We start from the raw sequence: 21,583 nt of genomic DNA on the forward strand, positions 1-21,583 counted from the left end.
CGGAAGCTCCTACGATCAGACGTACGCGCCGCCGCCGGGCGGGGCACTGCCCGCGCTCCCTCAGCCGAGGTCGAGGTCCTCGTCGGCCCAGCGCGAACCGATCCCGCGCAGCACGACCGTGCGCCGGTCGTCGTCGGTGTCGCCGGTGACGCGGTGGATGAGGACGTGCAGCCGGTCGTCGGTCAAGTCCTCGACCTTGCCGTCACCCCACTCCACGACCACCACGGACTCGGGCAGCGAGACGTCCAGGTCGAGGTCCTCCATCTCGTCGAGGCCGCCGCCGAGGCGGTACGCGTCGACGTGCACGAGGGCCGGACCGCCGACCAGGGACGGATGGACACGGGCGATGACGAAGGTCGGGGAGGTGACGGCGCCCCGCACACCGAGGCCCTCGCCGAGGCCGCGCGTCAGGGTCGTCTTCCCGGCGCCGAGCTCGCCGGTGAGCATGACGAGGTCGCCGGGGCGGAGGATTTTCGCGAGCCGGCGGCCGAGGTCCCCCATCTGCTCGGGGGAGTCGATGGCGAGGGTGGCGCCGGAGACGGGCGGGTGCGCTGCTTCCATACCCGCCAACCTAACTCTTGCGGGCGTCGGTCCTCACCGTCGCGGGCCCCGGCCCCTGCCCCGGGACCGCACCGGCACGGACCAGCAGGTCGGCGAGGCGGTCGGTGACGGCCTCGGGGTGTTCCAGCATCACCAGGTGGCCGCCGTCCGGGACGATGACCAGCTCCGCGTCCGGGAGGAGACCGGCGACGGCCTCGGTGTGCGAGCTGGGGGTGACGAGGTCGTTGTCCCCGGCGAGCGCGAGCACCGGCATATCCGCGAAGGCGGCGAGGGCGGCGGCCTTGTCGTGCTCGGCGAAGGCCGGGTAGAACTCCGCCACCACGTCGATCGGGGTCGCCTCGATCATCCGCTCCGCGAAGCGGGCGACCGCCGGGTCCACGTCCTTCGAGGAGAACGAGTACTTCTTGATCAGCCCCGCGAACAGGTCGGCCGTCGCCCGGCGCCCCCGCTCGACCAGCTCCGCCTGCGACCCGAGCGCCTTGAGCACGCCCGGCAGGACCCGCCGGACGGCGTTGACGCCGGCGAGCGGCAGCCCGTACGACACCTCGGCGAGCTTCCCCGCGGAGGTGCCGACGAGGGCGACGCCCACGACCCGGTCGCGGACGAAGTCCGGGTACTGCTCGGCGAGCGCCATCACCGTCATGCCGCCCATCGAGTGCCCGACCAGGACGAGCGGGCCCTCCGGCGCGGCGACGTCGAGGACGGCCTTGAGGTCGCGGCCGAGCAGGTCGATGGAGACGGGCACCGCGTCGGGCCCGGACTGGGCGACGCCGTGGCCGGAGCGGCCGTGGCTGCGCTGGTCCCAGTGGACGGTGCGGACGAGACCGCGGAGCGCGGCCCGCTGGAAGTGCCAGGAGTCCTGGTTGAGGCAGTAGCCGTGGCTGAAGACGACGGTGACGGGGGCGGGGTCCTTGCGCCCGAAGAGCCGTCGGCGACGGGCGGGCGGAGTGTCCGCCTCGACCTCGTCGACCTCGTAGTACAGGACGGTCGAGTCCTCGGCGAGCGCCCGGCCGGAGGTGCCGCGGAGGCTGCCGTACGGGCCGGTGGCGTCCAGGGCGAGCCGGGCCTTCTGGCGGACGGAGCGGCCGACCGTGAGCCGCTCGACGGCGACTCCGGCGGCCGCGCCGGCGGCGAGGACGCCTATCGCGGCCCCGGCGAACCCGGCCCGCCGCCAACTGCTCGTACCGCTGCCACTGGACTCGCCCACGCCGGCTCCCCTATTCGTCCAGATAGACGCGCGGGACGCGCGCGCCGATCCGGGTGACGATCTCGTACGCGATGGTGTCGGCGGCCACCGCCCAGTCCTCGGCGGTCGGCTCGCCCCGGTCACCGGGGCCGAAGAGCACGGCCTCGGTGCCGGGCTCGGGAGTGTCCCCGCCGAGGTCGACGACGAACTGGTCCATGGCGACGCGCCCGGCGACCGTCCGGACGGTGTCACCGACGAGGACGGGACCGCGGCCCGAGGCGTGCCGGGGGACGCCGTCGGCGTAGCCGAGGGGGACGAGACCGAGGGTGGTGTCGGCGCCGGTGACGTAGTGGTGGCCGTAGCTCACGCCGTGCCCCGCCGGGACGTGCTTGACCAGGGCGACGCTCGCCTTCAGCGACATGACGGGCCGGAGCCCCAGCTCGGCGGAGGTGCCGAGCTCGGGGCTGGGCGAGACGCCGTAGATGGCGATGCCCGGCCGGACCAGGTCGAAGTGGGCCTCGGGCAGGGTGAGCGTGGCCGGCGAGTTCGCGATGTGCCGGACCTCGGGCCGGACACCGGCCTGCTCGGCGTGGTCGAGCAGGGAACGGAAGACGTCGAGCTGCGCGGCGATCGAGGGGTGGTGGGGTTCGTCGGCACAGGCGAGGTGCGACCAGAGCCCGGTCACCTTGACGAGCCCGTCGACCTCCGCCTTCAGGGCGGCCCCCACCAGCTCGGGCCAGTCGGCGGGCTGGCAGCCGTTGCGCCCGAGCCCGGTGTCGGCCTTGAGCTGGATCCGGGCGGTCTTCCCCACCGCCTTCGCGGCCCCGACGACCTCCTCCAGCGCCCACATCCCGCTCACGGACATGTCGAGACCGGCCTCGATGCCCTGGTCCCAGGGGTCGCCGGGGGTCCAGAGCCAGCACATGACCGGGACATCGGTGATCCCGGCGGCGCGCAGGGCGAGCGCCTCGTGCGGGGTGGCCGTACCGAGCCAGTCCGCGCCCGCTTCCAGGGCGGCGCGGGCACAGCGGACGGCGCCGTGTCCGTACGCGTCGGCCTTGACCACGGCCATGATCCGGACGTGGGGGGCGACGCGGGCGCGCAGCGTGCGGACGTTCGCACGCAGCGCACGCAGGTCGATCTCGGCGCGGGCTCGGCGGGGCGGAGGTGTCTCAGTCATCGCGCCCAGTCTCTCAGGTGTCAGCGACCGGGCCGCTTACCCCAGATGTAGACCCGGTCACCCTTGCGGAGGACGTCCCAGAGTTTCCGGGCGTTGGCGTAGCTCAGATTGACGCAGCCCCGGCTGCCGGTGGGCGTGGCGATCTGCCCGTAGACGGCGTGGAAGGCCTGGCCGCCGCTGAAGAACTGGGAGAAGGGCATCGGGGTGTTGTAGATGGAGGACCAGTGGTCCTTGTGGCGCCAGTAGACGGCGTGCCAACCGGTTCGGGTCGCGTATCCGACGCGCCCGCTTCTGATGTTGACCACCGGGAAGGTGACCTTCTTGTCCTTCCGTACCCACATCAGCTGACGGTCGAGGTCGACACAGGCGACGGCGTACTTCTTCACGGGGCAGCGCCGCCCCGGGTCGAGATTCTTCCGGGCGGCGAGCAGCTCGGCCCTGGCCCAGGTGACGGGCCCGGCGTACCCGTTGGCGGGCTTGATCTTCTCCCGTACCTGGAACGCCTTGACGGCCCTGCAGTCGGCGGCCGACTGCACGCCGTCCACCGTCAGCTTCAGCAGCCGCTCGACCTGCCGCTGATGGGTCCCGGTGGTGGCGGTACAGGCGGCCCCGATGACGCTGCGCGGCAGATACTCGACCAACTCGTCGACATCCGCCTCCGGCTCGGGCACGGGGACGTCCCCCTGTGACTGCAGCGGAGGCAGCACCTGATCGGGAGTGTCCATCGGATACTCGGCCCGCCCAGCACCGACGACCCCGGGCACGAGCGGGTCGACGGACTCGGAAGTGTCGGCCTCGGCGGGGGGCGCGTCGACGGCTGACGGGGGCGGGACGGGCTCGGACGTATCGGCGAGGGGAGGGACGGCGGCAGGCGGGACGGCGGCAGGCGGGACGGGCCCGGACGCGTCGGCGGCGGGCACGACGGGCTCGGGTGTGTCGGCGAGGGCGGACGTCGGCCCGAGGGCGAGGACGGCGGCGAGCCCGAACAGCAACGGCGCGGTACGGCTTCTTCTGCGACTGATCACCCCACCCACCCAATCCGCGCTCCGCGCTCCCAGCGCGCCGGGTCCCACGGGTGGGGCAACGGGTTCGCCCGAGTGGGGGCCGCCCGAACCGAACCGCCCCACCTACGACGCCGGCGCCACCACGTCCCGCCAGGCCCCCCGCAGGGACTCCGCCACCTCGCTCGCCGTCACCGGCCCCGCGCCCGCACCACCGCCCCGCCCCGCCGCCGCCCGCCGCGCCGCCAAGCCGTGCAGGTACGCGGCGGCCGAGGCCGCCTCCACCGCCGGGATGCCCGCCGCGAGGAGGGAGCCCGCCAGGCCCGAGAGGACGTCCCCGCTCCCGGCCGTCGCGAGCCACGGCGTGCCGGTCGGATTGACCCGTACGGGCCCGCCATCCGGCCCGCACACCAGCGTCGTCGACCCCTTGAGCAGCACCGTCGCCCCGAAACGCCCCGCCAGCTCCCGTACCGCCGCGAGCCGCCCCGCCTCCACCTCCTCCCGTGCGACGCCCAGCAGCGCCGCCGCCTCCCCCGCGTGCGGGGTGAGCAGGGTGGCGGCGGGGCGGCGGGCCCGTACGACCGCCGGGTCGAGGCCCCGCAGGCCGTCGGCGTCGACGAGGACCGGCACGTCGGAGGCGAGGACCTCGGCGACCGCGACGACGGGCCCGGGCCCCTCGCCGAGCCCGGGCCCGACGACCCAGGCCTGCACGCGCCCGGCCTTGTCGGGGCGCCCGGAGTGCACGAGGGTCTCGGGGTGCCGCGCGAGCACCGCGTCCCCGGCGGGCCCGACGTACCGCACGGCCCCCGCCCCGCCCCGCAACGCCCCGGAGACCGCGAGGACCGCCGCGCCCGGGTAGCGGGTGGATCCGGCGACGATGCCGAGGACCCCGCGCCGGTACTTGTCGCTCTCGGCCCCGGGCGCGGGCAGCAGCCGTGCGACGTCCTCGTGCTGGAGGGCCTCCAGCTCGGGGACGCCGGGGAGGTGGGGGTCGAGACCGATGCCGACGAACCGCAGCGCTCCCGCGTACTCCCTCGCCGGGTCGACGAGCAGCGCCGGCTTGTACGCCCCGAAGGTCACCGTCACGTCGGCCCGCAGCGCCTCCCCGGTCACCTCCCCCGTGTCGGCGTCGACGCCGCTCGGCAGGTCGACGGCGACGACGACGGCGTTCGAGCCGCGCGCGGCCCGGGCGATCGGGACGGCGTCGGGCCGGAGTCCGCCCCGCCCGCCGATGCCGGTGATGCCGTCGAGGACGAGGTCGGCGGCGGCGAGCGCCTCGAAGGGGTCGTCGGTGGTCCGTCCACCCGCCGCCCGGAACGCCGCGAGTCCGCTCTCATGGGCCGCGGACCCGAGCAGTACGGCCGTCACCCCGGCCCCCCGCCGGGCGAGCCGGGCTCCGGCGTACAGCGCGTCGCCGCCGTTGTCGCCGCTGCCGACGAGCAGCACGACCCTCGCCCCGTACACCCGCGGCAGCAATCCGGCGCAGGCGGCGGCGAGTCCGGCGGCGGCGCGCTGCATGAGGGCGCCTTCCGGGAGGCGGGCCATGAGTGCGGCCTCGGCGGCCCGGACGGTCTCCACGCGATGAGCGGTACGCATGGTCAGCAGTCTGCCGCAGTCCTCAAGCCACCGCCCGGGGACGAGGGTTGACGCCCCCTCATCGATCAACTTAGGTTTGCCTTACCTAACTAGCCACCGCCTGGAAGGGCAGCTTCGCCATGCGCACCAGCCTCCTCAACCGCACCCACGGCACCCGCAACACCCGCACCCTCGCCCGTACCGCCCTCACCCTCGCCTCAGCCGCCGCCCTCACCGTCGGTCTCGCCTCCACCGCCTCCGCCGCCACCGCGAACCGCACGGTCACGGACGGCACCCGCACCTACAACCTCGCCCTGACCGCCCCGAACACCGCCCCCGCCACAGGCGCCAACGTCACCGTCACCGGCTCCGGCTACAACCCCGACCAGGGCGTCTACGTAGGCCTCTGCGCGATACCCGCGGGGGTGAACACCGCCGACCCGACCACCTGGAACAGCAAGCCCACCCCCTGCCTGGGCGGCCAGGACGAGACCGGCACGACCGGCGCCTCCCACTGGGTGAACAGCGACTGGTACTGGATGTCCCCGTCCAACTCCTCCCCGTTCACGGAGTCCGGCGGCCTCGGCTCCTTCTCCGTCCAGATCCACGTCAAGGCGAAGATCTCCGACACCGTCACCTGCGGCCGGTCGGGCGTGACCTGCGCGATCGTCACCCGCGCGGACCACTTCGACAGCTCCGACCGGAAGTACGACGTGTACGTGCCGGTGACCTTCCAGTGAGAACACCCCTCCTGACGGCCGTCGCCGTGCTCGCGCTCACGAGCACGGCGGCGACGCCGCCACCACCCCTCCACGAGAACCTCCGCACCCTCACGCCGCCCTCCGGCAGCGCCCTCGACGCCGAGGTCGACCCGGCCGGCGACCGCCTCTACGTGAGCAGCAGCGACGGCACGACCCACCGCCTCACCGTCTACTCCACGGCCACCGGCGACCCCGTCGGCGAGCCCGTCGCGCTCCCGGCCCCGGCCACGGTGATGGCCCTCGGCGCCTCCGGCACGGTCTACCTCGGCCTCTCCACCCGGATCGCCGCCTACGACAGCGCGAGCGGCACCCTCACCGACCACCGCATCGCGATCGACGGCAGCGTCACCCATCTCGCCGCCGACCCGGGGCAGGGACGGCTGTACGTCGGCAACCAGGCCGCCAAGTCGGTGACGGTGTACGACACGGCCACCGGCGCGCCCGTCGGCGAGCCCGTCATCCTGCCCTTCCACCCGGCCGGCCTCGCCGTCGACACCACCCACCACACGGGGTACGCGACCTACGTCGGCGGCGCCGTCGAGAACGGCTCCGTGGTCTACCGCAACGTCCTCAACACCGTCGACGGCACCACCGGCCGCCTCACGGGCACGGTCAGCCTGGGCTCCACCGCCCTCGGCAGCATGGGGGTCACGGTCGACCCGGTGGGCCGCACGGGGTACGTGGCCAACCTCGCCGCCGGCACGGTCTCCGTCGTCGACCTGAGGGAGCAGAAGGTCACCGGCACCCTCACCGTCGACGGCAACCCGAAGGCCCTCGCGTACGACCCGGGGACCTCGACCCTCTACGCGGCCAGGACCGGCGCCTCGTCCGTGGCGGTCGTCGACCCGGCGAAGGGCGAGGTGACGGAGACGATCACGACGGGCGAACGGCCCGCCGCACTCGCCCTGGACCCGGAGGAGCACACGCTCTACACGGTGGCGGGCGGAGCCGTGACCCAGACGGCACGGAAGGCGCCACCGGAACCGACCCCGGAACCCACGCCGACCACCACGCAGGAGCCGACGGGCCCGACCCCGGAACCGACGACCACGGAACCGACGACCCCGGCCCCGACGGACACGACCCCGACTCCGACGGCAACGGCAACGGCAACGGCAACGGCAACGGCAACGGCAACGGCAACGGCAACGGCAACGGCAACGGCAACCACGGAACCGACACCGACGGAACCGACAGACACAGCCCCGGGCCCGGACTCGACGACCACACCGCCACCGCCACCGCCACCGCCCACAGACACACCCACACCCACCGGCGCAGACACAGGCACGAGCACCACCGAAGACACCGGCCCCAACACCCACGCGAGCACAAGCACGAACACCACCGGATCCACCGGATCCACCGGATCCACCGGATCCACCGGCGGCCTGGCCGCCACCGGCAGCCGTATCCTCCCCGTCACCCTCGCGGCGGCGAGCCTCGCCGCCCTCGGAGGCGCGGCCCTCGTCCTGTCCCGCTCCCGCCGCCGCGGAGCGGCAGCGCCGGAGGAGGACGACGGCACCCCCTAGACGCGCGCGGCACACGCAACCCGACGCCGGCCCTGGCAGTCGCGCGCCGTACGGCCCGGGGCCCGACCGTGGAAACGGCCGGGCCCCGGGCTCGTACACCTCGAAGGATTCACCCCTCCGCGATCACCACCGCTGAGGCCACGCCCGCGTCATGGCTCAGCGAGACGTGCCAGTGCCGCACGCCCAGCTCCGCCGCCCGCGCCGCCACCGTCCCGCGCACCCGCAGCCGCGGCTGCCCGGTGCCTTCGACGTACACCTCGGCGTCCGTCCAGAGCAGGCCGCCCGGCGCACCGAGCGCCTTCGCCAGCGCCTCCTTCGCGGCGAACCGCACCGCGAGCGAGGCCACCCCGCGCCGCTCGCCGCTCGGGAGCAGCAGCTCCCCCTCGACGAAGAGGCGCTTGAGCAGCCCCGGTGTGCGCTCGATCGACGCGGCGAAGCGGTCGATCTCCGCCACGTCGATCCCCACCCCAATGATCATTTCCCACTCACTCCACGGTCACGGACTTGGCCAGGTTGCGCGGCTGGTCGACCTCGTTGCCCCGCGCGGTGGCGAGCTCGCAGGCGAAGACCTGGAGCGGCACCGTGGAGACCAGCGGCTGGAGCAGCGTAGGCGTCGCCGGGATCCGGATGAGGTGGTCGGCGTACGGGACGACCGCCTCGTCGCCCTCCTCGGCGATCACGATGGTCCGCGCACCGCGCGCCCGGATCTCCTGGATGTTGGAGACGATCTTGTCGTGGAGGACGGAACGGGCCTTGGGCGAGGGCACCACGACGACGACCGGCAGGTCCTCCTCGATGAGCGCGATCGGCCCGTGTTTGAGCTCTCCGGCGGCGAAGCCCTCGGCGTGCATGTACGCGAGCTCCTTGAGCTTCAGCGCGCCCTCCAGGGCCACCGGGTAGCCGACGTGCCGGCCGAGGAAGAGGACGGTGTCCTTGTGGGCGAGGGAGCGGGCGAGGGCCCGGACGGGCTCCATCGTCTCCAGGACCCGCTCGACCTCGTCGCCGATCCTCGCCAGCTCGCGGACGACGGCGTGGATCTCGTCGCCCCACTTGGTGCCGCGCACCTGACCGAGATACAGCGCCAGCAGATAACAGGCGACGAGCTGCGTCAGGAAGGCCTTCGTCGAGGCGACGGCGACCTCGGGCCCGGCGTGCGTGTACAGCACGGCGTCGGACTCGCGCGGGATCGTCGACCCGTTCGTGTTGCAGACGGCGAGCACCTTGGCGCCCTGCTCACGGGCGTGCCGCAGCGCCATCAGCGTGTCCATGGTCTCGCCGGACTGCGAGATCGCGATCACCAGGGTCTTCTGCCCGAGGATCGGGTCCCGGTAGCGGAACTCGCTGGCGAGCTCGACCTCGCAGGGGATGCGGGTCCAGTGCTCGATGGCGTACTTGGCGATGAGCCCGGCGTGGAAGGCGGTGCCGCAGGCGATGATGACGACCTTGTCGGCCTCGCGGAGCACGGCGTCGGGGATGCGCACCTCGTCGAGGGTGAGCCGGCCGGAGCCGTCGATCCGGCCGAGGAGGGTGTCGGCGACGGCCTTGGGCTGCTCGGCGATCTCCTTGAGCATGAAGTAGTCGTAGCCGCCCTTCTCGGCGGCGGAGGCGTCCCAGTCGACGTGGTAGGCCCGCACCTCGGCGGGTGCGCCGTCGAAGTCGGTGACGGTGACGCCGTCCCGGGTGAGCTCGACGACCTGGTCCTGGCCGAGTTCGATCGCCGAGCGGGTGTGGGCGATGAAGGCGGACACGTCGGAGGCGAGGAAGTTCTCGCCCTCGCCGACGCCGACGACGAGCGGGGAGTTCCGGCGGGCGCCGACGACCACCTCGGGCTGGTCGGCGTGGACGGCGACCAGGGTGAAGGCCCCGTCGAGCCGGCGGCAGACGAGCCGCATGGCCTCCGCCAGGTCCCCGGCGGAGGAGAACTCCTCGGCGAGGAGGTGGGCGACGACCTCGGTGTCGGTCTCGGAGGCCAGATCGTGCCCGCGGTCGGCGAGCTCCTCCCTGAGGGCGGCGAAGTTCTCGATGATGCCGTTGTGGACGACGGCGACGCGCCCGGCGTTGTCGAGATGGGGGTGTGCGTTGACGTCGGTCGGCCCGCCGTGGGTGGCCCAGCGGGTGTGTCCGATGCCCACGGAACCGCCGGCCAGCGGCCGGTCCACGAGCTCCTTCTCCAGGTTGACGAGCTTGCCCGCCTTCTTGGCCGCGGCGAGTCCCCCGTCGGAGAGCACCGCGACACCGGCCGAGTCGTAGCCCCGGTATTCGAGCCGCTTCAGGCCCGCGACCACCACATCAAGTGCCGACTGACCGCCGGCGTATCCCACGATTCCGCACATGTCGGAAGCCTAGGACGGAAGGTGCCCGGAAGGGAGGAGTCGGCCGGGTTCGGCGGCTGCGCGTCGGCGGCCGCCGAACCCCGGAGCCCACGGGCCGGGGCCGGACCCGTGATCAGCCGAGCTTGGCGGCCTGCGCGTCGACGATGTCCTTCGGCAGGGCCTTGACCGTGCCGCCGAGGCTGAGCGTGGAGAACGAGGCCAGGGTGCCGCCCTGGCGGAAGACGACCACCTTGGTGACGAACGGCCGGCCGTCCAGGTCGGTGGTGACCGTCCAGGCGAGCGCCTCCTCGCCCGCGGTCACCGGCTCCGGCGCGACCGCGGAGATCTTCGTCTTCTCGCCGCCGCCGATGAGGGTGAAGCCGCCCGCGCACTCGGTGCCGGCCGTCTTCAGCGAGGCGAAGGTCTCCTGGGCGCCCTGCCCGTCGTACGAGCCGAGGGTCACGCCCGTCACGGGCGCCGCCAGCGCGCCCAGCGCCTCCTCCGGCGAGGCCGCCGAGCCGTCGGTCTTCGGCACCTCGATGGCCTTGCGCGTCACGGTGGCGCCCGGCTTTCCGGGGGCGACGTACGACATGACGTCGGCGAGCGGCTTGCAGGACGGCTTGTCGGTGGAGACCGCGGCGGCCAGGGGGACCTCCCCGGCCTTGGCCTTCTGCACCTTGTGGCCCGGCAGGTCGGCCTGCCCGACGATCAGCTTCTCCAGTTCGGCGGCCGACAGCACCTCGGCCGCGGGCGCGCTCGTGGCGGAGGTGCTGGGCGCGCCTTCCTTGCCGGTGCCCTTGCCCTGGTCACCGCTCTTCTCCCCGGCACCGCAGGCGGTGACGAGCAGCGCGAGGGAGACGGCGGCGACGGCGACTGCGGCGCTTCTCTTGTACGTACGCATGTGTGGTGTCTCTCTGCTTCTCTTCGCGTGCTCTACGTGGGCGGCATGAGCATGATCGCCCTCCCCCGACGGCCGGACAAAGGCTTTTGTCGCGTGACCGACCCCACGGTCCACGAAGCCCCCCGACCCACGACAATGGCTGGGTGATCACTTCGCCGCCACGAAGCACCAACGGAGACGGCCCCGGAGACGGCCCCGAGCAGGGCCCGGGGCCGGGCCCCGCCCCCGGGACCCCCCGGAACGGCACCGGCAACCGCCGCCCGTCCGAGGCGACCCCGTACGTCGACTTCACCCGCGCCGAGTGGAGCGACCTCCGCGACAAGACGCCCCTCCCCCTCACCGCCGACGAGGTCGAGCGGCTCCGCGGCCTCGGGGACGTCATCGACCTCGACGAGGTGCGGGACGTCTACCTCCCGCTCTCCCGGCTGCTCAACCTCTACGTGCAGGCCACCAGCGGCCTCCGCGGCGCCCTCAACACCTTCCTCGGCGAGAGCGCGGAGCAGCGCGGCACGCCCTTCGTCATAGGGGTCGCCGGCTCCGTCGCCGTCGGCAAGTCGACGGTCTCCCGCCTCCTGCAGGCCCTCCTGGCCCGCTGGCCGGAGCACCCGCGCGTGGAGCTCGTGACCACGGACGCCTTCCTCTACCCGATGGAGGAGCTGAAGGCGCGCGGCCTCATGGCCCGCAAGGGCTTCCCGGAGTCGTACGACCGCCGGGCGCTCACCCGCTTCGTCGCGGACATCAAGGCGGGCAAGGAGGAGGTCACGGCCCCGGTCTACTCGCACCTGATCTACGACCGCGTGCCCGGCGAGCGGCTCGTCGTCAACCGCCCCGACATCCTCATCGTGGAGGGGCTCAACGTCCTCCAGCCGGCGCTGCCCGGCAAGGACGGCCGCACCCGCGTCGGTCTCGCCGACTACTTCGACTTCTCGGTGTACGTGGACGCGCGTCCCGAGGACATCGAGCGCTGGTACCTCAACCGCTTCCGCAAGCTGCGCGACACCGCGTTCCAGAACCCCGACTCGTACTTCCAGCGCTACACCCAGGTCTCCGAGGAGGAGGCCCTCGACTACGCCCGCACCATGTGGCGGACCATCAACAAGGTGAACCTGCTGGAGAACGTGGCCCCGACCCGCGGCCGCGCGACGCTCGTCGTCCGCAAGGGCTCGGACCACAAGGTGCAGAGGCTGAGCCTCCGCAAGCTCTGACGTCCGTAAGCTCTGGGAATGTTGCATTTGCGGATGATCGTCCCGGCGGACCGCACCACGGCCGCGGTCGAGCTGATCGAGTCGACGGTCGGCACCACGCATCTCGTGGTGCTGCCGGGCGTGGCCAGGGATCCCGTCGGGGACCTGGTCATGTGCGACACGGCCCGCGAGTCGGCCGACGAACTGCTGCACGGACTGCGCGACATGAGGATCGATCAGGACGGGTCGATCGCGGTGGAGAACATCGACCTGTCGATGTCCACCCGGGCGGACGCGGCCGAGGTGGAGGCTCCGGGCGAGGGTGCGGACGCCGTGATCTGGGAGCAGCTGGCGGAGGCGACCCACGAGGAGTCGACGCTCTCCTTCACCTATCTCTCCTTCATGGGGCTCGCGACGATGATCGCGGCCTGCGGTGTCGTCCTGGACAACGCGATCCTGATCGTGGGCGCCATGGCGGTCGGCCCGGAGTTCGGCCCGCTCGCCGGGGTGTGCACGGCGATCGTGCAGCGGGCCCCGAGGCTGGCGGCCCGCTCGCTGACGGCGCTGCTCATCGGCTTCCTGTCGGCGATCCTGGCGACGACCCTGTTCAGCCTGCTCATGGACTGGCTGGGCCTGTTCAGCGACTCCATGCTGGACGCGGAACGCCCGCAGACCGGCTTCATCTGGCAGCCGGACCCGTTCTCGTTCGTGGTGGCACTGCTTGCGGGCGCGGCCGGCACCCTCTCCCTGACGTCCTCGAAGTCGGGCGCCCTGGTGGGGGTGGCGATCTCGGTGACGACGGTCCCGGCGGCGGCGAACGCGGCGGTGGCGCTGAGCTACGGCGAGTTCGCGCAGATGTGGGGGTCGATCGGGCAGCTGCTGCTCAACCTGCTGGGGATCATCCTGGCGGGTACGGCGACCCTGGCCCTGCAGCAGCGGCTGTGGCGGACCCAGCGCGGACGCCTCAAGCGTCGGCTGCGGAGGGGCTGACCCCGGCGCCGGAGGCGCTGGGAGGCTCCACGCACGCGAGGGCCCGCCTCACCGGAATCGGTGCGACGGGCCCTCGGTCATCTGCATGACGGTGCTTCAGAAAGCCTAGCCCAGCGCGGACTTCACGACGTCCGCGAGACGCTGCGCGACCGCGCGGGCCTGCTCGATGTCCGCGGCCTCGACCATGACGCGGACCAGCGGCTCGGTGCCGGAGGGGCGCAGCAGGACGCGGCCGGTGGCGCCGAGCTCGGTCTCGGCGGCGGTGACCGCGGCGGCGAGGTCGCCGGAGGTCTTCACACGGGACTTGTCGACGTCCGGGACGTTGATGAGGATCTGCGGCAGGCGCTCCATGACGCCGGCGAGCTCCGCGAGGGACTTGCCGGTGGCGGCGACCCGGGCGGCGAGCATCAGGCCGGTGAGGGTGCCGTCGCCGGTGGTGGCGTGGTCGAGCACGATGACGTGCCCGGACTGCTCGCCGCCGAGCGCGTAGCCGTTCTCCTTCATGGACTCCAGGACGTAGCGGTCGCCTACCGCGGTCTGGACGAGGTTCAGGCCCTCGCGCTCCATGGCGAGCTTGAAGCCCAGGTTGGACATGACGGTCGCGACGACGGTGTCGCCGCGCAGCGTCCCGGCCTCGCGCATGGCGAGGGAGAGTACGGCGAGGATCTGGTCGCCGTCGACCTCGTTGCCCGCGGCGTCCACGGCGAGGCAGCGGTCGGCATCGCCGTCGTGCGCGATACCGAGGTCGGCACCGTGCTCGACGACGGCGGCGCGGAGCAGACCCAGGTGGGTGGAGCCGCAGCCGTCGTTGATGTTGAGGCCGTCCGGCTCGGCACCGATGGTGACGACCTGGGCGCCGGCCCGGGTGAAGGCCTCGGGCGAGACGTGGGCGGCGGCGCCGTGGGCCTCGTCGAGGACGACCTTGAGGCCGTCGAGACGGTTGGGGAGGACGGTGAGGAGGTGGGAGACGTACGTCTCGAAGCCCTCGTCGTAGTCGCGGACCCGGCCGACGCCGGCACCGGTCGGGCGCGCCCAGGGAGCGCCGGTGCGGTGCTCCTCGTACACGGACTCGATGCGGTCCTCGAGGTCGTCGGCGAGCTTGTGGCCACCGCGGGCGAAGAACTTGATGCCGTTGTCGGGCATCGCGTTGTGGCTCGCGGAGAGCATCACGCCGAGGTCGGCGCCGAGGACGCCGGTGAGGTGGGCCACGGCGGGGGTGGGGAGGACGCCGACGCGCAGCACGTCGACACCGGCGCTGGCGAGACCCGCCACGACGGCCGCTTCCAGGAACTCTCCCGAGGCGCGCGGGTCCCGCCCGACCACGGCGGTCGGCCGATGGCCCTCGAAGGTGCCCGCTTCGGCCAGCACGTGCGCCGCCGCCACAGAGAGGCCGAGCGCGAGCTCCGCCGTCAGATCCGCGTTGGCGACGCCGCGTACGCCGTCCGTGCCGAAGAGTCGTCCCACAGCTGTCCTCCGAGAAATACGTGCCCAAGCTGATGAAAGATGAAAAAGGTTATGAAAAAACGTACGCCCCGACGGCACGGGCAGTGCCGCCGGGGCGTACGAAAACAGTCCGAGCAGGCGTGATTAACGCTTGCTGTACTGCGGAGCCTTACGGGCCTTCTTGAGACCGGCCTTCTTGCGCTCGACCGCACGGTCGTCGCGGGAGAGGAAGCCGGCCTTCTTCAGCGCCGGGCGGTTGTTCTCGACGTCCGCCTCGTTCAGCGCACGGGCCACACCGAGGCGCAGGGCGCCGGCCTGGCCGGAGACACCGCCACCCGCGATGCGGGCGATGACGTCGTAGCGGTTGTCGAGCTCGAGCACCTTGAAGGGCTCGTTGACTTCCTGCTGGTGCACCTTGTTGGGGAAGTAGTCCTCAAGGGTGCGACCGTTGATCTTCCACTTGCCGGTGCCCGGAACGATCCGGACGCGGGCAATGGCGTTCTTGCGACGGCCCAGGCCGGCGGCCGGCTGCGGGTCGCCGAAGCGGGACGCGAGCGACTCGGAGGTGTACTCACCCTCGACGAGCTCGGTCTCGGTGGTGTACTCCTCAACGCCCTCGAACTCGTCGACGGGGGTCTCGGGGGTGGTCTCGGCCACGATGCTCCTCAGATTTCTTTCGTTCTTAGGGGGTGTGGCCGGAACTACTGCGCGACCTGGGTGATCTCGAACGGGACCGGCTGCTGCGCAGCGTGCGGGTGGTTCTCGCCCGCGTAGACCTTCAGCTTCGAGAGCATCTGGCGGCCCAGGGTGTTCTTGGGGATCATGCCCTTGATGGCCTTCTCGACGGCCTTCTCGGGGTTCTTGTCCAGCAGCTCGTCGTAACGGACGGAGCGCAGACCACCCGGGAAGCCGGAGTGGCGGTACGCCAGCTTCTGGGTCTTCTTGTTGCCGGACAGGTGGACCTTGTCAGCGTTGATGATGATGACGAAGTCGCCCATGTCCATGTGGGGGGCGTAGACCGGCTTGTGCTTGCCTCGCAGGAGGTTCGCAGCCGTGGTCGCCAGACGGCCCAGGACGATGTCCTGCGCGTCGATGATGTGCCACTGGCGAGTGACATCGCCGGGCTTGGGGCTGTACGTACGCACTTCGTAGCCTTCGCTTCTTCAGTGGATGGAGTCCAGACACACCTGAAGCGATCATGCAGCTGGGGCCTGCACTGCCGGGACACCGCCCGTATGCGAGCCACTGGTAACTGCTCCAGGGAACCTGCGTAAGAGCTCTTCGTGTGAAAACGACGAAGCCAATACGCATAACAAACCGCAACAGTACCCGCGCCACCCTCGACGGGTCAAAACGCACCGCCCCCACCGGCCACCGGCCCCCGACAGCCGACAGCCGACAGCCCTAGGTCACCGCGCCCGCTCGACCCGCCGCTCGTCCCACACCGGCTCCGGCGACCTCTCCCCCACGCCACCCTCGCGCGGCTCGGCCCCGAGGGGCCTCCCCGGCTTCGCCCGGCTGCGCCGGACTCCGTCCGCCGACCGGAGCCCCCGGCCCCGCAGCCAAGCACGACGGCCGGTCACCGACGCCGACCGCCGACCGCCGAGGTCACCGCGCCCGGTCGACCCGCCGCTCGTCCCACACCGGCTCCGGCGTTTCCCGGACGACCCCGTCCGAGCCGAAGACCAGGAAGCGGTCGAAGCTCTTCGCGAACCACCGGTCGTGCGTGACGGCCAGCACGGTGCCGTCGTACGCCTCCAGGCCGTCCTGGAGGGCCTCGGCCGACTCCAGGTCCAGGTTGTCCGTCGGCTCGTCCAGGAGCAGCGCCGTGGTGCCCGCGAGCTCCAGGAGCAGGATCTGGAAGCGGGCCTGCTGCCCGCCCGAGAGCTTGTCGAAGGGCTGGTCGCCCTGGCGCTCCAGCTCGTACCGCCGCAGCATCGACATCGCCGCACCCCGGTCCTTGGCGTGCTCCGTCCACAGGATGTCGACGAGCGGCCGCCCGGTCAGCTCCGGGTGCGCGTGGGTCTGCGCGAAGTGCCCGGGCACGACCCGCGCGCCCAGCTTCCAGTCACCCGTGTGGGCGACCGTCGGGTCCCCCGCGAGCAGCCGCAGGAAGTGCGACTTCCCGGAGCCGTTCGACCCGAGGACCGCGACCCGCTCCCCGTAGAAGATCTCCAGCGAGAACGGCTTCATCAGGCCGGTCAGCTCGAGGTTCTCGACGGTCACGGCCCGCACCCCGGTCCGGCCGCCGCGCAGCCGCATCCGGATGTCCTGCTCGCGCGGCGGCTCCGGCGGCGGGCCCGCCTCCTCGAACTTCCGCAGCCGGGTCTGCGCCGCCGCGTACCGCGAGGCCATCTCGTGGCTGACCGCGGCCGCCTGCCGCAGGTTGAGGACCAGCTTCTTCAACTGTGCGTGCTTCTCGTCCCAGCGCCGCTTCAGCTCCTCGAAGCGCGCGAACCGCTCGCGCCGCGCCTCGTGGAAGGTGTCGAAGCCGCCGCCGTGCACCCAGACGTCCGAGCCGGCCGGGCCGGGCTCGACCGCGACGATCTTCTGCGCGCTGCGGGAGAGCAGCTCCCGGTCGTGGGAGATGAAGAGCACGGTCTTACGGGTCTCCCTCAGCCGCTCCTCCAGCCACCGCTTGCCGGGCACGTCGAGGTAGTTGTCCGGCTCGTCGAGGAGCAGCACCTCGTCGGGGCCGCGCAGCAGGTACTCCAGGACCAGCCGCTTCTGCTCGCCGCCGGAGAGCGTCCGCACCTCCCGGAACTGCGCCTTCTCGTACGGGACGCCCAGCGCCGCCATCGTGCAGATGTCCCAGAGGGTCTCGGCCTCGTAGCCCTGCACCTCGGCCCAGTCGCTGAGGGCCTGCGCGTACTTCATCTGCGCGGCCTCGTCGTCGACCGTCATGATCAGGTGCTCGGCCTCGTCGACCGCCTTCGCGGCCTCCCGGATCCGCTTCTGCGCCACCGAGACCAGCAGGTCGCGGACGGTGGACGCGTCCCGGACGGAGCCGACGAACTGCGGCATGACGCCCAGGCCGCCGCTGACGGTGACGGAGCCGCCGTGCGGCTGGAGCTCCCCGGAGATCAGCCGGAGCAGTGTGGTCTTGCCGGCGCCGTTGGCCCCGACGAGGGCGACGACCGCGCCCTCCCCGACCCGGAAGGAGACGTCCCCGAGCAGGACCCGCCCGTCCGGAAGGTAGTACTCAAGATGTGCGGCCTCGACATGTCCCATGGGGTGCATTGTCACCGCACGCGTCCCCTTCGCCCAACCGGATTAGGATGCGCGGCATGAGCTTTGGGGGACCGCAGTGGCCACAGGAGCCGCAGCAGCAGGGGCAGGGACAGCAGGGCCAGGGACAGCAGCCGGGGTACGGGCAGCAGCCCGGCTACGGCGGACAGCCCGAGTACGGGCAGCAGCAGCCGTACGGGGGCGGGCAGCCGTACGGCGGGCAGCCGGGCCCCGGGCAGCAGCAGCCGAACCCCTTCCCCGGGGCGCAGGGCGGCGGGACCCCTGACTGGGGCGCCCTCGCCGACGCCTCCGCGAACCGCAACCGCCGCAAGCGCTGGCTGCTGATCGGCGGCGGGGCGCTGGCCACGCTCGCCGTGGGCGCGATCGTCGCCACCGCGATCGTCAGCACGAACAAGACCGGCGACGAGGCGAAGAACGGCGGGGTCCCCACCGTCACGGCCTCCCCCACCGGCTCCCCCACGCCCGATCCGACCTTCTCGTCGGTGGCGCCGCCGCCCCCGCCGAACCCGAAGGACTACATCTCGGACCCGAAGAAGGACAAGGCCCCGCTCTCCGCGGAGGGCCTCTTCCCGGGCAAGAAGATGAGCATGAACGGCCGCCCGTACAAGAAGGGCGCGACCTCCGCCTCTGCCGACTGCGCGTCCGTGACGCAGGGCGGCCTCGGCGCCGTCCTCAAGAAGAACGGCTGCCAGAAGATCCTGCGCGCCACCTACGTGAAGGACGGTGTGGCGATCACCGTCGGCGTGGCCGTCTTCCCCTCCGAGGCCGCGGCCCTCAAGGCGAAGGCCCAGGCCACCGGCGGCATCGCGCCGCTCGCGGGCGCCGGCGTGCGTGAGTTCTGCCACGCGACGGTCTGCCTGCGCCGCTCGAACGCGATCGGCCGCTACGCCTACTTCACCCAGGCCGGCTTCGCCAACGGCAAGAAGGTCACCAAGGCCGACAAGCCGATCTTCCAGGCCAGCGACGACCTCGGGACCTTCGCCTTCAACCAGATCTACGCCCGCGGCCGGACGCAGGCCTCAGCAGCAGCCAACGCTCCCGGGGAGTGACCGCTTGTTGCGCGCCTCCTTGCTGCGGGCGGCGAGCAGCGCGTCCTCCGGGTAGCCGACCTCTTCGAGGGTGAGGCCGTGCGGCCGGACGACATGGACGGCCGAGTCCCGCACGCCGGCGGCGAGCACCTTGCCGGGCCAGTCGACCGGCCGGTGGCCGTCGCCGACGAAGAGCATGGCGCCGACGAGCGAGCGGACCATGTTGTGGCAGAAGGCGTCCGCCTTCACGGTCGCCTCGAGGATGCCGTCGTCCCGCCGCTCCCACCGCAGCACCTGAAGGGTGCGGATGGTCGTGGCGCCCTCGCGCTTCTTGCAGTACGCGGCGAAGTCGTGCTCGCCGATGAGCGCGGTCGCCGCCTCGTTCATGGCGTCCATGTCGAGGGCCCAGTCGTGCCACAGGACGTGCCCGCGCAGGAGCGGGTCGACGCCGCCGGGGTTGTCGGTGACGCGGTAGGCGTAGCGGCGCCAGATCGCCGAGAACCGGGCGTTGAAGCCGCTGGGAGCCTCTTCCACCTTCCACACCCGCACATCGTGCGAGAGCCGCCCGGCGAGCCGCCTGAGCAGCTTGTCCCGGTGCTCCGCCCACAGCTCGACGGGCAGGTCGACGTGGGCGACCTGCCCGCGCGCGTGGACGCCGGAGTCGGTCCGGCCGGCGACGGTCAGCTCGTACGTCTCCGTGGACCGCGTCACGGTCCGCAGCGCGGCCTCGATCTCACCCTGCACGGTGCGCCGGCCCTGGGGCTGCTTGGCCCAGCCGGAGAAGTCCCTGCCCTCGTACGAAAGGTCAAGGCGTACTCGTACGAACCCGTCCTGCACGTCATCGCTCACGCGGAAATCCTCTCAAACGCACGGGAGCGGGCCCGCACCCCAGGGGGTACGGGCCCGCTCGCGAGAATCGTCCGAAGAACGCTTACGCGTCCTTCGACTCCTCGGCCGGAGCCTCGGCGGCCGCGTCGGCCTCCTTGACGGCGCGCACGGTGGCGGCCTCGGCCTCGGCGACGGTCGCCTTCTTGGCGATCTCGCCCTCGACCAGCTCGATCACGGCCATCGGGGCGTTGTCGCCACGACGGTTGCCGATCTTGGTGATACGGGTGTAACCACCGGGACGCTCCGAGTAACGCGGGGCGATCTCGGTGAAGAGGGTGTGGACGATGCCCTTGTCGGTGATCGTCTGCAGCACCAGGCGACGGTTGTGGATGTCGCCCTTCTTCGCCTTGCTGATCAGGCGCTCGGCGACGGGGCGCAGGCGGCGAGCCTTGGCCTCGGTCGTCGTGATGCGGCCGTGCTCGAAGAGGGACTTCGCCAGGTTGGCGAGCAGCAGACGCTCGTGAGCGGCGGAACCGCCGAGGCGGGCACCCTTCGCGGGACGCGGCATGGTGTTTCTCCTTGGTGTCTGCCCCGGCCGTATCAGGTACCGGGGTCAGTATCCGAGCGGGCGGTCACCCGTCGGAGATCCAGGCCCCCGAAGGGGCCTGGAAGGGGCGCGGGTCGGAGTCTATGTGCGACTCCGTCGCGTGGGCGCGATCAAGCACAGCGCTCCCGCACCAGGTTACGGACCGTGAGGCCCGAGCTCTTAGTACTGCTCGGTCTCGACGAAGCCCGCGTCCGCGTCGTCGTCCGCACCGAAGGCGTCCGCGGCGGCGGTCGGGTCGAACCCGGGCGGCGAGTCCTTCAGCGCGAGGCCCATACCGGCCAGCTTCGCCTTGACCTCGTCGATCGACTTCGCACCGAAGTTGCGGATGTCGAGCAGGTCCGCCTCGGAGCGCGCCACGAGCTCACCCACGGAGTGGATGCCCTCGCGCTTGAGGCAGTTGTACGAACGAACGGTGAGCTCGAGCTCCTCGATCGGCAGCGCCAGGTCGGCGGCAAGGGCGGCGTCCGTCGGGGACGGGCCCATGTCGATGCCCTCGGCGTCGATGTTGAGCTCGCGCGCCAGACCGAACAGCTCGACCAGGGTCTTACCGGCGGACGCCATGGCGTCACGCGGGCGCATGGCCTGCTTGGTCTCGACGTCGACGATCAGCTTGTCGAAGTCGGTGCGCTGCTCGACACGGGTCGCCTCGACCTTGTACGTGACCTTGAGCACCGGCGAGTAGATGGAGTCGACCGGGATACGACCGATCTCCTGGCCCACCTGCTTGTTCTGCACGGCGGAGACGTAGCCGCGACCGCGCTCGACGGTCAGCTCCATCTCCAGCTTGCCCTTGCCGTTGAGCGTGGCGAGGACGAGGTCGGGGTTGTGCACCTCGACACCGGCCGGGGGCGCGATGTCGGCGGCGGTGACCAGACCCGGGCCCTGCTTGCGCAGGTACATCACGACCGGCTCGTCGTGCTCCGAGGAGACGACCAGCTGCTTGATGTTGAGGATGAGGTCGGTGACGTCCTCCTTGACGCCCGGCACGGTGGTGAACTCGTGCAGGACACCGTCGATGCGGATGCTGGTGACAGCGGCACCCGGGATCGAGGAGAGGAGGGTACGGCGGAGGGAGTTGCCGAGGGTGTAGCCGAAGCCCGGCTCCAGCGGCTCGATCACGAACCGGGAGCGGAACTCGTCGACGACCTCTTCGGTCAGCGACGGACGCTGAGCGATCAGCATGTCTCTTTGTCCTTCAGTCGTGGACGCCCACTATTTGACGCCCGACGGATCACTTCTGTACTG

The 21,583-nt window shown here is 72.0% G+C and carries 20 protein-coding genes; 5 read left to right on the forward strand and 15 right to left on the reverse strand.

From position 1 onward, the window contains the following. Positions 1-60: 60 nt before the first annotated feature. From tsaE to SGA01_RS10350, 5 genes are all read right to left on the reverse strand, one after another. On the reverse strand, positions 61-561 hold the full coding sequence (gene tsaE, locus SGA01_RS10330) for a tRNA (adenosine(37)-N6)-threonylcarbamoyltransferase complex ATPase subunit type 1 TsaE (protein WP_141295646.1): 501 nt from the start codon (positions 559-561) through the stop codon (positions 61-63). A gap of 10 nt (positions 562-571) precedes the next feature. Continuing rightward, positions 572-1,768 carry an alpha/beta fold hydrolase gene (locus tag SGA01_RS10335; protein ID WP_174867251.1) on the reverse strand — a complete coding sequence of 399 codons (1,197 nt, stop codon included), beginning with the start codon at positions 1,766-1,768 and terminating at the stop codon, positions 572-574. Positions 1,769-1,778: 10 nt separating this feature from the next. Beyond that, positions 1,779-2,927 (reverse strand): alanine racemase, encoded by a 1,149-nt coding sequence (gene alr / locus SGA01_RS10340; RefSeq protein ID WP_141295649.1) that lies wholly within the window; start codon positions 2,925-2,927, stop codon positions 1,779-1,781. A 20-nt stretch (positions 2,928-2,947) separates the two neighbouring features. Continuing rightward, positions 2,948-3,952, reverse strand: a complete 1,005-nt coding sequence (locus tag SGA01_RS10345) for a L,D-transpeptidase family protein (protein WP_229918325.1) — start codon at positions 3,950-3,952, stop codon at positions 2,948-2,950. Positions 3,953-4,054: 102 nt separating this feature from the next. Next, the gene (locus tag SGA01_RS10350) at positions 4,055-5,524 is read right to left on the reverse strand and encodes an NAD(P)H-hydrate dehydratase (RefSeq protein WP_141295652.1); all 1,470 of its coding nucleotides are present in this window, start codon (positions 5,522-5,524) and stop codon (positions 4,055-4,057) included. A gap of 119 nt (positions 5,525-5,643) precedes the next feature. On the opposite strand from SGA01_RS10350, the gene SGA01_RS10355 reads away from it, so the two are divergent. Further along, positions 5,644-6,243 (forward strand): hypothetical protein, encoded by a 600-nt coding sequence (locus tag SGA01_RS10355; RefSeq protein ID WP_141295655.1) that lies wholly within the window; start codon positions 5,644-5,646, stop codon positions 6,241-6,243. Further along, a complete protein-coding gene (locus tag SGA01_RS10360; protein WP_141295658.1) occupies positions 6,240-7,796 on the forward strand; it encodes a YncE family protein in 1,557 nt (518 codons plus the stop codon). Before SGA01_RS10355 ends, SGA01_RS10360 begins: the two co-directional genes overlap by 4 nt. A 109-nt stretch (positions 7,797-7,905) precedes the next feature. Here SGA01_RS10360 and SGA01_RS10365 read toward each other — a convergent pair whose 3' ends face one another. From SGA01_RS10365 to SGA01_RS10375, 3 genes are all read right to left on the reverse strand, one after another. Continuing rightward, positions 7,906-8,274 (reverse strand): holo-ACP synthase, encoded by a 369-nt coding sequence (locus SGA01_RS10365; protein WP_141295661.1) that lies wholly within the window; start codon positions 8,272-8,274, stop codon positions 7,906-7,908. Between the two features lie 7 nt (positions 8,275-8,281). Further along, complete coding sequence (gene glmS / locus SGA01_RS10370) at positions 8,282-10,129, reverse strand: glutamine--fructose-6-phosphate transaminase (isomerizing) (RefSeq protein ID WP_141295663.1); 1,848 nt, start codon at positions 10,127-10,129, stop codon at positions 8,282-8,284. A gap of 112 nt (positions 10,130-10,241) precedes the next feature. Then, a complete protein-coding gene (locus SGA01_RS10375) occupies positions 10,242-11,009 on the reverse strand; it encodes a hypothetical protein (RefSeq protein WP_141295665.1) in 768 nt (255 codons plus the stop codon). Positions 11,010-11,152: 143 nt separating this feature from the next. On the opposite strand from SGA01_RS10375, the gene coaA reads away from it, so the two are divergent. Beyond that, positions 11,153-12,214 carry a type I pantothenate kinase gene (coaA, locus tag SGA01_RS10380; RefSeq protein WP_141295667.1) on the forward strand — a complete coding sequence of 354 codons (1,062 nt, stop codon included), beginning with the start codon at positions 11,153-11,155 and terminating at the stop codon, positions 12,212-12,214. Between the two features lie 18 nt (positions 12,215-12,232). Then, entirely contained in the window at positions 12,233-13,183 is a 951-nt protein-coding gene (locus SGA01_RS10385) for a DUF389 domain-containing protein (protein WP_141295675.1), read from the forward strand. 105 nt (positions 13,184-13,288) lie between these two features. On the opposite strand, the gene glmM is transcribed toward SGA01_RS10385, so the two are convergent. From glmM to SGA01_RS43055, 4 genes are all read right to left on the reverse strand, one after another. Next, entirely contained in the window at positions 13,289-14,647 is a 1,359-nt protein-coding gene (gene glmM, locus SGA01_RS10390) for a phosphoglucosamine mutase (RefSeq protein ID WP_141295679.1), read from the reverse strand. Positions 14,648-14,770: 123 nt separating this feature from the next. Further along, on the reverse strand, positions 14,771-15,283 hold the full coding sequence (gene rpsI / locus SGA01_RS10395) for a 30S ribosomal protein S9 (RefSeq protein ID WP_015035601.1): 513 nt from the start codon (positions 15,281-15,283) through the stop codon (positions 14,771-14,773). Between the two features lie 44 nt (positions 15,284-15,327). Then, a complete protein-coding gene (gene rplM, locus SGA01_RS10400) occupies positions 15,328-15,771 on the reverse strand; it encodes a 50S ribosomal protein L13 (RefSeq protein WP_055641831.1) in 444 nt (147 codons plus the stop codon). Positions 15,772-16,234: 463 nt separating this feature from the next. Then, complete coding sequence (locus SGA01_RS43055; RefSeq protein ID WP_174867253.1) at positions 16,235-17,857, reverse strand: ABC-F family ATP-binding cassette domain-containing protein; 1,623 nt, start codon at positions 17,855-17,857, stop codon at positions 16,235-16,237. A 56-nt stretch (positions 17,858-17,913) separates the two neighbouring features. Between SGA01_RS43055 and SGA01_RS10415 the strand changes: the two genes are divergently transcribed. Further along, positions 17,914-18,924: a hypothetical protein gene (locus tag SGA01_RS10415; RefSeq protein WP_167534056.1), complete on the forward strand. Its 1,011-nt coding sequence runs from the start codon at positions 17,914-17,916 to the stop codon at positions 18,922-18,924. Here SGA01_RS10415 and truA read toward each other — a convergent pair. The 3 genes from truA to SGA01_RS10430 form a co-directional block, all read right to left on the reverse strand. Beyond that, positions 18,895-19,752, reverse strand: coding sequence for a tRNA pseudouridine(38-40) synthase TruA (truA, locus tag SGA01_RS10420; RefSeq protein WP_055641834.1), 858 nt, complete (start codon positions 19,750-19,752; stop codon positions 18,895-18,897). The two genes, SGA01_RS10415 and truA, sit on opposite strands and share 30 nt — an antisense overlap. An 82-nt stretch (positions 19,753-19,834) precedes the next feature. Further along, positions 19,835-20,299: a 50S ribosomal protein L17 gene (gene rplQ / locus SGA01_RS10425; protein ID WP_024755424.1), complete on the reverse strand. Its 465-nt coding sequence runs from the start codon at positions 20,297-20,299 to the stop codon at positions 19,835-19,837. Positions 20,300-20,497: 198 nt separating this feature from the next. Further along, the gene (locus SGA01_RS10430) at positions 20,498-21,520 is read right to left on the reverse strand and encodes a DNA-directed RNA polymerase subunit alpha (protein WP_003966937.1); all 1,023 of its coding nucleotides are present in this window, start codon (positions 21,518-21,520) and stop codon (positions 20,498-20,500) included. Positions 21,521-21,583 lie beyond the last annotated feature (63 nt).

The organism is Streptomyces gardneri (assembly GCF_006539185.1).
Lineage (GTDB): Bacteria > Actinomycetota > Actinomycetes > Streptomycetales > Streptomycetaceae > Streptomyces > Streptomyces gardneri.

Bases quoted from the DNA above. Each gene is read 5' to 3' on its own strand.
- tsaE (WP_141295646.1), bottom strand. From the start codon at position 561: ATGGAAGCAGCGCACCCGCCCGTCTCCGGCGCCACCCTCGCCATCGAC.
- rplQ (WP_024755424.1), bottom strand. From the start codon at position 20,299: ATGCCGCGTCCCGCGAAGGGTGCCCGCCTCGGCGGTTCCGCCGCTCAC.
- SGA01_RS10385 (WP_141295675.1), top strand. From the start codon at position 12,233: ATGTTGCATTTGCGGATGATCGTCCCGGCGGACCGCACCACGGCCGCG.
- SGA01_RS10355 (WP_141295655.1), top strand. From the start codon at position 5,644: ATGCGCACCAGCCTCCTCAACCGCACCCACGGCACCCGCAACACCCGC.
- SGA01_RS10375 (WP_141295665.1), bottom strand. From the start codon at position 11,009: ATGCGTACGTACAAGAGAAGCGCCGCAGTCGCCGTCGCCGCCGTCTCC.
- glmS (WP_141295663.1), bottom strand. From the start codon at position 10,129: ATGTGCGGAATCGTGGGATACGCCGGCGGTCAGTCGGCACTTGATGTG.
- alr (WP_141295649.1), bottom strand. From the start codon at position 2,927: ATGACTGAGACACCTCCGCCCCGCCGAGCCCGCGCCGAGATCGACCTG.
- SGA01_RS43055 (WP_174867253.1), bottom strand. From the start codon at position 17,857: ATGGGACATGTCGAGGCCGCACATCTTGAGTACTACCTTCCGGACGGG.
- SGA01_RS10350 (WP_141295652.1), bottom strand. From the start codon at position 5,524: ATGCGTACCGCTCATCGCGTGGAGACCGTCCGGGCCGCCGAGGCCGCA.
- SGA01_RS10430 (WP_003966937.1), bottom strand. From the start codon at position 21,520: ATGCTGATCGCTCAGCGTCCGTCGCTGACCGAAGAGGTCGTCGACGAG.
- SGA01_RS10415 (WP_167534056.1), top strand. From the start codon at position 17,914: ATGAGCTTTGGGGGACCGCAGTGGCCACAGGAGCCGCAGCAGCAGGGG.
- SGA01_RS10365 (WP_141295661.1), bottom strand. From the start codon at position 8,274: ATGATCATTGGGGTGGGGATCGACGTGGCGGAGATCGACCGCTTCGCC.